The organism is Shewanella sp. MMG014 (assembly GCF_018100775.1).
GTDB lineage: Bacteria > Pseudomonadota > Gammaproteobacteria > Enterobacterales > Shewanellaceae > Shewanella > Shewanella japonica.
In genome coordinates, this window is sequence record NZ_JAGJDZ010000006.1 from 109327 (window position 1) to 121035 (window position 11709).

Genomic DNA, 11709 nt, shown 5'->3' on the forward strand with positions numbered 1-11709 from the left:
TACATTCCTAATGCGGTTAAATTGGTATGCATTCAGTATATACATGACAGCATTAATTAATAGTCATGAAAGCATTAATTAATAGTTATGACAGCAACTTACCGGTTTTTAGAATTGTTTTTTTTTGGCAGAGGTAATTTACAAAACGGATTGCTTTACAATTATACGCTCGGGTTATTTATAGATTGTTAGAGCACCTACGTCTGACGTAAAAAGGATTCATTTTAAATGCGTTCTGGAGCACTTTCGAATTAGCCCTCCAAAGAGTTAAGCTAACGAACGTCAGACTAACTCGGCGCCCCCTAGCTGCCGAAAAAAGTAAAACAGAGCTAAAAAAAGCGAACCATTTCTGGTTAGCTTTTTAATGTCGTTATGAGCATTTCGCTATCTAGCCAGTCACAATCTTAATTACGGTCACAAACTTAATTAACACTCATCAATTACTGATATTAAGTAGCCAATAAAAAAGCGAACCAATCGGTTCGCTTTTTTATTGGGGAAATAACTAAACTTCAAACAAAGTCAGCTACCACCATAATTGCGTCGCTGGCGAAGCTAGTACAAGGCGAACCGAAGGCTCTAGCGCGGAGTTGACTGGTGTCAATGAGCACTGGAGCCGAGGTTCAACACCGTAATAGCGAGCCCAAGCAGCAATTATTCGTAGTCAGATAAAGGTACGCAACTACACATTAAATTGCGATCCCCATAAACATCATCAATACGATTCACCGTTGGCCAGAACTTATTCGCTTTAACCGCTGCACTTGGGAACACGGCTTCTTCACGGCTGTATGGGCGTGAGTCAAACTCGCTATCCATAATATCAGCTAGGGTATGCGGTGCATTGTGCAGTGGGTTGTTATCACTTGGCCACTCGCCTGCTTCAACTTTAGCGATTTCGCCGCGAATTGAGATCATCGCTTCGACGAAACGGTCTAGCTCAACTTTTGACTCTGATTCTGTTGGCTCAATCATTAAGGTGCCCGCTACTGGGAAGCTCATGGTTGGCGCATGGAAGCCATAGTCGTTTAGACGCTTAGCGATGTCCATTTCGGTCACACCAGATGTTTCTTTCAGTGGGCGCAGGTCGATAATACATTCGTGAGCAACACGGTCGTTACGGCCAGTAAATAGCACTGGGTAATGGCCTGATAGCTTCTTCATCACGTAGTTAGCGTTTAACAGTGCCATTTGCGTAGACTGTTTCACCCCTTTAGTGCCAAGTAGCTTAATGTACATCCAGCTGATTGGGAGGATGCTAGCACTGCCGTATGGCGCTGCAGAGACTGCGCCGTTGTTGTCGCTTTCACGGCCTGGTTTCACAACTTGGTGACCTGCAACAAATGGCGCTAAATGCTTTTTGATACCGATTGGGCCCATACCTGGTCCGCCGCCGCCATGTGGAATAGCGAAGGTTTTGTGTAGGTTAAGGTGCGATACGTCTGCGCCGATAAAGCCTGGTGACGTTAAGCCAACCTGTGCGTTCATGTTGGCACCATCAAGGTACACTTGACCGCCATGTTGATGGACGATTTCACAGATCTCGCTAATTGATTCTTCATACACACCGTGAGTCGATGGGTAAGTGATCATGATGCACGATAAGCTGTCAGCAAGCTCAGCCGCTTTTGCACGTAAGTCTTCTAAATCAACGTTGCCGTCTTTATCACACGCTGTCACAACCACTTTCATGCCTGCAAGCTGGGCAGACGCTGGGTTGGTACCGTGAGCAGATTGTGGGATTAAACAGATGTCTCTGTGCCCATCACCACGTGACTCGTGGTATTTCTTAATCGCAAGCAGACCGGCGTATTCGCCTTGTGCGCCTGAGTTAGGCTGGATACAAACGGCATCGTAACCTGTGATGTTGACTAAGAAGTCAGATAATTCGTTGATAAGCTGAGTGTAACCTTCAGCTTGGTCAAGTGGGCAGAATGGGTGCATGTTAGCAAATTCTGGCCAGCTTACCGGTAGCATTTCAACAGCCGCGTTCAGCTTCATTGTACATGAGCCTAACGAAATCATTGAATGGTTAAGGGCTAAATCTTTGTTCTCAAGACGCTTGATGTAGCGCATCATTTCAGTTTCGCTTTGGTAGCTGCTGAATGTTGGGTGAGACAAGATTTTGTCGTGACGGATAAGCTCAGCAGGGATTGAACCTTTGCCTTCGCCAAATGCAGTGCCATTAATGATATCGTTATCAATAGCGGTGACGTCAAGGCTATGCCCTTCACCTAAAATAACATCAAATAATTGCGCAATATCGTCACGAGTCGTGGTTTCATCTAAGCTAACACCTAAAATGCCGTCAGCATCAATACGCAGGTTCATTTGAGCAGCTAACGCACGGGCATTAACGGCATCAACATCTAGCCCTTTTAAAGAAATCGTATCAAACCAAGTATTGTTAACCAGCTCAACACCTTTGGCTTTAAGACCTACGGCTAAAATGTCAGTTAAACGGTTAATGCGGCTGGCGATATTTTTAAGGCCAACTGCGCCATGGAATACGGCGTAAAACGATGCCATATTCGCTAATAAGATTTGTGCGGTACAAATGTTTGAGTTGGCTTTTTCACGACGAATGTGCTGCTCACGCGTTTGCATTGCCATACGCAATGCTTTGTTACCACGGGTGTCTTTAGACACACCAATAATACGACCAGGCATTGAACGTTTGTGCGCATCACGTGCAACGAAAAATGCAGCGTGCGGTCCGCCATAGCCCATTGGTACGCCAAAGCGCTGTGCACTACCAAATACAATGTCTGCGCCCATTGAGCCTGGTGACTTAAGTAGTACTAGTGACATAATGTCGGCAGCAACGGTGACAATGGCTTTCTTTTCAGCAAGCTTGGCAAACAGTTCTGTGTTGTCGGTGATTTCACCGTAGCGGTTAGTGTATTGGAATAACGCGCCAAATAGCTCGTAGTTAGCGGCTTCTTCAGCTGGCCCTACTATCACTTCAAAACCAAAACATTCTGCGCGAGTTTGCACAACATCTAATGTTTGTGGGAACACATCATCTGCCACAAAGAAGATATTCGCTTTTTTGGCTTTAGACACACGCTTGGCCATGGCCATCGCTTCTGCTGCTGCGGTCGCTTCATCAAGCAGTGATGCTGATGCAAGGTCAAGACCGGTTAAGTCCATCGACACTTGTTGGAAATTTAAAATGGCTTCTAAACGACCTTGAGCGATTTCTGGCTGGTAAGGGGTGTACGCTGTGTACCAACCCGGATTTTCAAACACGTTACGTAAAATGACGTTTGGTACTTCAGTACCGTAGTAGCCCATGCCGATGTAGCTTTTAAATACTTTGTTTTTATCAGCAATGGTGCGGATGTAGGCAGTGCCTTCCGCTTCGCCACATGAATCACCAATGGTTAACTCTTGCGGTAAACGAATTGACCCAGGCACAGTTTGTGCGGTTAAGTCTTCAAGCGACTCAGCGCCAACGTAGTTCAACATTTCTTGTTGTTGAGTTTCGTTAGGGCCAATGTGTCGGCTTAAAAATAATTCGTGTTGCTCTAATTGAGTTAGGGTTTGCTTTGTCATGAGAAGTCGTGTTCCAAATCTGCCAGAATCAAGCTGTAGGGCATTAAACTGGTCTAGGGAAAAATGTTGTTGTGCAATACTTTAAAGGTGAGCGGAAGGATCGCTAAAACCTTTAAAAAAAGTTAAAAGGCAAAACAAAAAGAAGCTCCCAAGGGAGCTTCTCGTTAGCGTCGACGATTATTCTTCGTCGATCACTTCTTGGTAACCGTCAGCGTCTAACAAGTTAGCCACTTCAGCTTCGTCAGATGGCTTAACGCGGAAGAACCAACCTTCGCCAAACGCTTCACTGTTTACTAATTCTGGTGAATCTTCTAATGCTTCGTTTACGGCAACAACGTCACCAGAAATAGGCGCGTAAATGTCTGATGCTGCTTTAACTGACTCAGCTACAGCGCAATCTTCACCTGCTGTTACTGTGTCGCCAACTTCTGGTAATTCTACGAATACCATGTCACCTAATAGCTCTTGTGCATGCTCAGTGATACCCACTGTGTAGGTGCCGTCTTCTTCTTTACGGATCCACTCATGAGATGAAGCATATTTAAGTTCAGCTGGAATGTTGCTCATTGTCGTTGTTCCTTTAGTTCATGTTCTGCATATTGTTCAAATACGGTTATCTACTGTTATAGATAATATTTTAAGTTTTTAATCCTCAAAGGATTAATTCTTAATTATTTGATCTGAACGATATTAAAATGCTTGTTTACCGTTACGTACAAAACTTGGTGCGATAACTTTAACCGCTACGCGTTTTTTGCGCATTTCAACTTCTGCGGTGTCGCTAATACCCTTAGGTACGCGTGCCATGGCAATAGAATAGCCTAAAGTTGGCGAGAAAGTCCCGCTGGTGATCGAACCTTCATGTTCAACACCGTCTGCGTCAGTGAAAAACACTGGCATGCCGTGACGAAGGACACCTTTTTGTTCCATCATTAGGCCGACTAATTTGTCTGGGCCCGCAGCTTTAATCGCAGTTAATGCTTCACGACCGATAAAGTCACGGTCTTCTGGCTCCCACGCAATAGTCCAGCCCATGTTGGCGGCTAATGGGTTAATGGTTTCATCCATATCTAAACCGTAAAGGTTCATGCCTGCTTCTAAACGTAGGGTGTCACGTGCGCCTAGTCCACATGGCTTAACGCCAGCGTCTAATAGTGCTTGCCATAAAGCTTCAGCTTCAGCTTCAGGTACAATAATTTCGTAACCTGCTTCACCGGTGTAACCAGTAGTCGCAATGAATAATGACTCAGACTGGACACCAAAGAACATTTTCATGCCTTCAACAGCAGCGTTTTGCTCAGCACTAAATACTTCAGCGGCTTTGGCTTTAGCATTTGGGCCTTGAACGGCAATCATCGCCAGCTCTGGACGCTCGGTAATCGTTACATCAAAGCTAGCTGATTGCTTGTCCATCCACGCTAAGTCTTTAACACGCGTCGCTGAGTTAACCACCACGCGGTAATGAGTATCGTTAAGGTAATAAGTAATAAGGTCGTCGATAACACCTGCGTTGTCATCAAGCATGCCACTGTATAGGGCTTTGCCAGGCACTTTAAGCTTAGCAATATCATTTGCTAATAATTTACGTAGGAATGCACAAGCCTCAGTACCTGTCACATCGACAACCGTCATGTGTGATACATCGAACATACCTGCGTCTTGGCGCACAGCGTTATGTTCTTCAATTTGAGAACCATAGTTAAGTGGCATATCCCAACCGTGGAAATCGACCATCTTGCCATTTGATTCTAAGTGCTTGTTAAAGAGTACAGTTTTATTAGCCATTATTATCTCTTTTTTATGAGCCTTCTGGAGGTGAAACGAATGAAGGCATTTTATAAATGCGCCAAAATTATACCCATAGGGTTAATTTTGTATAGTAGGAAATTTTCTAATCCGAGGGAATTAACATTAGTTTAACTAATGCGAAGGGTGTAGTTTTTTTACAAGTATTTCATCCACTTCGGCCGATCCCCTGATATATAACAAGTTTTAGGCCGAAGGGAAGGTGATATTTTAGTCACGACATAACTTAGGAAGTTTGAGTTTATTGCCTATAGCCTGTTTGATGAACACTGTTTTTAGTCCAGCGGCATTATCAATTAGGTTTAAGCCCAGATCACGAAAGGCTTTTTTGAATGGATTACTGCCGGCAAAGAGTCGTTTAAAGCCTTCCATCGCGGTTATCATTTCAATGGCTTCGGCTTTACGGTATCGCTCCAGTGCTCGTAAATTGGCGTAGTCACCAATATCTTTACCTGCTTCATGCAAATCACTGACTGTTTCTACAATACTGGCTGCATCTAAAAAGCCTAGGTTCACCCCTTGTCCAGCTAATGGATGAATGGTGTGCGCCGCATCGCCTGCTAGCACCAAACGATGGCGGGCAAAGTGACGAGCATAGCGCATACGTAATGGATGTGATTGACGCTCGCTAACCAGTTCACAAATGCCTAAACGACCATCAGACGCGGCAGTTAATGCTTTTGAAAACTCTGCAGGCGTTAAAGCAAGGAGCCTTTCAGCCTCTTGCGGTGATACTGACCAGACAATTGAGCACAAGTTATCTTCATACAGCGGCAGTAGTGCTAACGGGCCGTCGGCCAGAAAGACCTGACGAGCGGTATCTTCGTGGGGCTGTGCGGTGCGAATAGTTGCCACAATGGCATGATGACCATAATCCCAAAATGTCAGTGGAATTTGGCATTGACTGCGCACCCAAGAGTTTGCTCCATCTGCTGCAACCACCAAGGCTGCACTTAAATTATCGCCATTATCTAGCGTCAGCCAAGATTCACGTTCACCAAAAGCCACACGTTCTAATCGCTGGCCTTCAAGGTGGGTGATATTGGCAAGCTCCGCGGTGCGCTTAGCTAAGGCGTAACTAATAGCCTGATTTTCGATAATAGCGCCAAGAGAAGGCTCACTAATACTCGCTGCATCAAAAGCAATTTTGCCTAAACCGTCTTTGTCCCAAACGGCCATTTTTTGATAAGGGGCTGTGCGGGCTGAGTCAATGTATTGCCAAGCACCTAAGTTAGTAAGTAATCGCTCACTGGCTTTATTAATCGCGCTTACTCGAAGGCGTGGCTCACCTGTTACGGCCTGTGTTTGGCCAGCATCTATCACCACGACGTTTAAGTCGGCCTCAGCTAAACCAATGGCAGTGGCTAAACCAACCATACCGCCACCAACAATGGCCACATCATAGGTCTGAGTTTGAAACATGTTAGTCCTTCATTTGATTCAGCGAGTGTAAACCCAATATACGTTAACTGGCTTATGCCGTTTTATAGCCCATGGCTTTATGGGCAATTGGCGTTTTCAACGGTGGGCACCATGATAATAATCTTAACCCTAAACTGCGCCCTGCCACTAATGGCCAATACTGATTTGAGAAGCCACGCACTAAAAATTCAACATTGTTAATGGTATTACGGCGATCTTCTTCACGCAGATTCAAATAATGATGGATTAGCGAGTGTTGACCAAGATCCAACGCTTGTTTAGCTGTGATGCTGTCACAAATAACCGTTTCGATGGCATCAATTAACCCAACCACATCACGTAAACCTAAGTTAAAACCTTGACCTGCTATTGGGTGCAGTGTTTGCGCAGCGTTACCAATAAATACACTGCGATGGTAAATCGGCCTTGGCATATACGATAGGGTTAACGGGTAGCTTACCCGCTCTCCTACATCGGTAAAACGCCCTGCTCGATTGCCAAAGGCCTGTTGTAGTTTGGCTAAAAACTCAGCTTTAGAAGCGGTTTTCATTGCTTGCGCTTGTTCACTATCAAGCGCCCATACTAAAGAAAGCCTTGGCTGTTGTGCATTTGACTCAAGCGATACGGACGACATTGGCAGTAAGGCTAATGGGCCAGTGCCTGTGAAGCGCTCGTACGCCCAGCCATCATGTGGCTTATCAGTTTGCACATTGGCAACCAATGCAACTTGCTCAAAATCCACTTTCTCGATGTCTTGCTTTAATGCTTGGCGCACTTTTGATTGTGCACCATCAGCAGCCACCAGCAAGGCGGTACGAATTTTCTGACCGTTATTTAATGTTAGGGTATGGCCACTGGTATCTGTGTCTAATTGCTCAAGCCTTGCAGGGCAATACAGTTGAATATCCTGCTGCTTTAACTCATCAAACAGCACTTTGCCGACTTTAGCCAGTTCCACCACTTGTCCCATTGAGGGGAGTGAAAACTGTGCAGCATTCAGTTCGGTCATACCAAAATGACCACGGTCAGAGATATGAATGTTTTCGATACTTGTGCCAAGACTGGCAAGCTTTGGCCAAATACCTAACCGCATTAACTCAAACACGGAGCCATGCGCTATTGCAATTGAGCGAGCATCAAAACCTGGGTGCTGTGAGTCTGGTTGCTGGGCTTCAATGATGGCGATAGATAACGGACGCCCTAATTGCTGTTGGTATTTAGCCGATAGCTGCGCAAGTCCTAAAGCTAAACTGGCACCTGCCATTGCGCCGCCAACAATGGTGATATCAACGTGCGTTACTGCGGGTGCTGAATTAGCGCGACGCTCGGTACTAGAACAAGAATGGGATAGCTCAGTAGCGTCGTTGTCAGCTTGGTTTATTGACTGGATCATAACACGAATTCTTTTTATTATTAGGGCGTACTTTTAGCAATAAAAGGCATAGGTTATCCATGCCTTACTCGCACCATTAATGTAATGGTGAGGTCGCGTCTGTTTCATCAAGTGGTATTTCTGGACCAAATTCTGAGTAACATAATACCGCGGCCATTCTGACAAATTCATGAAGCTCGATGAAAGCGGCTTCTGATTCATCATCATCACTGACATCAAATTCAACTTGGGCAATTGCACCTAAGTCCTGAATGATTTCACGTACATCAGATGATGCGCCATTGAGCTTTGGCTGAATAAGTGCAATGGCAGTTAAATAACTTTGAACCCATAAAGCTAAACATTCTAAACGTTGGCTTAATGGCTCTTCTTCTTCAGGTAGTAATGGCGAGAAACCAAATTCAGCATCACTTAAACGGGTTGCAGTATCTTTAAATAACTCGCCAATTAATTGCTGCAACTCTGTGGTTAAAGGTTGGCCGTCATTCATCAGTTCAAGTAACGGTGATAACCAAGCCGTATTCGCTTGCTCTACCCCACCACAAATTAATCCGACTAATGCGCCATGCACCTCAACTGGGTGCTGACCTATTTCTGCAGAATCTAGGGCTTTTTTTAGTTTTTCGATACATAAAGAAGGAGGGGTTGCCATGGTATTTTTCCAATAAATAAACAATCTGCTGCAATGCTAGCAGAGTTAATAACTGCCACCAAATGCTACAGCGAAAGTCGTTAAAATAATTCGTCAATCTGTTAAGTATAAAGCACCTTAAGCCAATTAGCGTAATTCAGGCTCGTTTTACAATGCCGCCAAGAATCAGCATATGGCTAAAAGGGATTTAATAAATCAAAAGCTAATATTAACCGTCTCAAATATAACTCGATGAACTAAACGATTTTCAATAAACAACGTATCCTTAATAGTGTCTAAAACAAAAGCGCTTGACGGCTAAACGAGAGTGAACAAACAGTAAATGCTCATTCATCAAGCAAATAGCGCTAAAGCGGGCAAGTTACCTTGCACTTTTAATATGGGCGCTATATAGTCCGCAAACAGGCTAGTTCCTCTATTAGTGATGCAAAACAACGGTTGGATCACACCGATAATCGCTTTCATGCTAAAGCGTTACAGTCAGAGGGAAGAGTAAACTGCTACAATTTTTATTTTAGACAAATAAGGATCTTCAGCGACTTATGAGTAACAGTGCTATTGATATTTCCCTATTAGGGCGCACCTACTCTATCGCTTGCCCGAAAGGACAAGAGGAAGCGTTGCGCTCGATTGCCAAAGGCGTTGAGCAACAGCTAACTAACTTGAAGGCACGTACCAATAATTTAAGCCGTGAAGAATTAGCCATTATGGCCGCGCTGAATATTGGTTACGAGTTACATGAAGAGCAGCAAAAAAATAAACAATATATGGCGCAAATGGACGAGCGTATTTCTTTACTTCAGTCAACGTTAGAAAACTCGTTACTGGAACGTACCAAGGAAGATTAAATAAATTTTGACTTGTGTTGCTAGTATGATGACTAACAACATGATTCGCACTGGTTTTGCTCCCTGGGGTATGCGCTTGTAGGTTATGTCCCTGTGCCGATATTTACAAACCCAGGGTGAATGTTTTCATTGACATTGTGTATGCTCGGCTTGTACCGAGAAACCTTAGGAGATGAACATTTTCCCGCCTTGAACCTACGGTTCAAGGGCTACACCGACGGTCGGTATTCTGGGGAGCATCCTAATAAAACAAGCCACCTAACTAGGTGGCTTTTTTATATCTGTGGTTAGCCAAGCTAATCCATGTTTGCCCTAACGAGGTACGATAGTTCGCTTCATCTGCCCTAATCTGTCATCTATAAGGCCAATCATAAAACACCGATTAACATCGCTTATTAAAACACCTAGCTTGATAATAAAATGTATCAAAAGATAACGTCTATGTGAGACAAAGTAAGCAACTTGGAATGCACTTTCAAATACACTTGTTAAAGTTAAGGTTAATATTGTTTTACATAAAACAATGCGGTATAAAGTTTTCAAAATTAATAACTTGCACTTAGGGATTATGACAAGTCGCCTCTTAAATTCTGCCGTTCTCTATTCACTTTTAGCTTCAACGTTGTTTTTAACCGCATGTAAGTCAACGCCAGAACCTCAACAACCCGCTTATGTTATTCCTGCTGCAATCTCGCATTTACCCCTTGATGCTGCAAATCAAGGCTTAGACATTGTCGATATACAATTAACCCTTGGCGATCGCAACTTGTACCTTGCCGCAAACGGTAACATCAAAATGATATCGACGGCGCAATGCCCGCTCGATATTTCAGCCCATCGCGGTGACTTTCGTCAACCAGAAAGTAGCTACAATGCGATAGCAGCGGCGCTGAATGACAACTTTAACAGTGTCGAAATTGACGTCATGCTGCTTAAGGATGGTACTTGGGTCAATCATCACGATAGCCAAACTGGGCGTGCAACAGTGCATTATACAGGTGAGCGATACAAGATTGAGCGCATGAACCGCAAGGAGTTCGGCCAATTAAAATTGCGTGATAAAAACACTAACGCGCTTTTAAATGAACGCCCGATCACCGCTGCTGAATCATTTAAGGTTTTTGCGGCATACCGTGCCCCATCACAAAAGCTAAATGTGGAAATAAAATCCGACGCTAACGGCCAAGCGTTAGTTGACCTTGATAACATGTTGCGTAAGTACATTGGCTTGAGTGGCTTTTACTACTCCGCAGCAGATAAAGATACCTTATATAAACTACGAGGTATTAACCCATATGTTTACCTTGGCTTTGTCCAAGGCGGTCACCCAACTAGCGTAGAAAAGCTTCGCAGCGATTTACGCAAAGGGGTCAAAAACGATGCTTACTACTTAGATAATCAGGACGATCTTGAATTAGCGGGTCGATATGGCACGAAGCGCTATCGCTCTCGTTATCAAGACTATACAAGCACAAGTGCGCTTAAAAAGCTGCAAAGTAAGTTAGGGACTAACTCAGGCTTACACCTTGATATTCGTAGTTATATGCAAAACCAAGGGGTAAAAAGTCGTGCTAAGGGTTTAGGTATGAAGGTGTATACCTACTCGATTAATGGCACCGATTATCATCAACAACAGCTTTTAACACTTAGCCGTAACACTTTGCCTGACGGCGTCATTGTTGATGCTACGCCATACAAAATTTGTCAGCGACTGTTTACCGCTTCTGTCCCCGCTAAACGCTACCAACCATTAAGTAATATCGGCCGATATATTGCGTCGTTGCCTCAAGATGCTGATTTTGATCGCTTTGAAGAAATGTTGGGCTACCAACAAGAAGGGTATTATTTATCACTCAATTCTGGGCTTAAATCCATTGTTAAGGCCAAGAAAGTGACCACTAAAAACACCACACCAACACCGCTATTAGAGCATGGTTTTCCAACCATTACAGATGAAAAGCTGGAACACAAAACGGGTGAAACCATTATTTTAACCTTGCCAGAAAATGGCACTCAATAGCCGTTTAGCT

The 11709-nt window shown here is 44.1% G+C and carries 8 protein-coding genes and 1 other RNA gene; 3 read left to right on the forward strand and 6 right to left on the reverse strand.

The genetic code is table 11. The features are described from left to right. Positions 1–654: 654 nt before the first annotated feature. The 6 genes from gcvP to J8L86_RS11470 all read right to left on the reverse strand — a co-directional run bounded on the left by gcvP (position 655) and on the right by J8L86_RS11470 (position 8831). Complete coding sequence (gene gcvP / locus J8L86_RS11445) at positions 655–3558, reverse strand: aminomethyl-transferring glycine dehydrogenase (protein WP_211030397.1); 2904 nt, start codon at positions 3556–3558, stop codon at positions 655–657. Positions 3559–3735: 177 nt separating this feature from the next. Next, positions 3736–4125 (reverse strand): glycine cleavage system protein GcvH, encoded by a 390-nt coding sequence (gene gcvH, locus J8L86_RS11450; RefSeq protein ID WP_102528280.1) that lies wholly within the window; start codon positions 4123–4125, stop codon positions 3736–3738. 123 nt (positions 4126–4248) lie between these two features. Next, positions 4249–5343 (reverse strand): glycine cleavage system aminomethyltransferase GcvT, encoded by a 1095-nt coding sequence (gene gcvT, locus J8L86_RS11455; RefSeq protein WP_211030398.1) that lies wholly within the window; start codon positions 5341–5343, stop codon positions 4249–4251. A gap of 231 nt (positions 5344–5574) precedes the next feature. Beyond that, positions 5575–6786: an FAD-dependent oxidoreductase gene (locus J8L86_RS11460; RefSeq protein WP_211030400.1), complete on the reverse strand. Its 1212-nt coding sequence runs from the start codon at positions 6784–6786 to the stop codon at positions 5575–5577. A gap of 52 nt (positions 6787–6838) precedes the next feature. Further along, positions 6839–8179: a 2-octaprenyl-6-methoxyphenyl hydroxylase gene (gene ubiH, locus J8L86_RS11465; protein WP_211030401.1), complete on the reverse strand. Its 1341-nt coding sequence runs from the start codon at positions 8177–8179 to the stop codon at positions 6839–6841. Positions 8180–8255: 76 nt separating this feature from the next. Beyond that, on the reverse strand, positions 8256–8831 hold the full coding sequence (locus tag J8L86_RS11470) for a UPF0149 family protein (protein WP_055022591.1): 576 nt from the start codon (positions 8829–8831) through the stop codon (positions 8256–8258). Between the two features lie 542 nt (positions 8832–9373). Between J8L86_RS11470 and zapA the strand changes: the two genes are divergently transcribed. From zapA to J8L86_RS11485, 3 genes are all read left to right on the forward strand, one after another. Further along, positions 9374–9679 (forward strand): cell division protein ZapA, encoded by a 306-nt coding sequence (gene zapA / locus J8L86_RS11475; RefSeq protein WP_055022592.1) that lies wholly within the window; start codon positions 9374–9376, stop codon positions 9677–9679. 57 nt (positions 9680–9736) lie between these two features. Next, positions 9737–9919, forward strand: a non-coding RNA gene (gene ssrS / locus J8L86_RS11480) — 6S RNA. Between the two features lie 328 nt (positions 9920–10247). Further along, complete coding sequence (locus J8L86_RS11485; protein WP_211030403.1) at positions 10248–11699, forward strand: glycerophosphodiester phosphodiesterase family protein; 1452 nt, start codon at positions 10248–10250, stop codon at positions 11697–11699. Positions 11700–11709 lie beyond the last annotated feature (10 nt).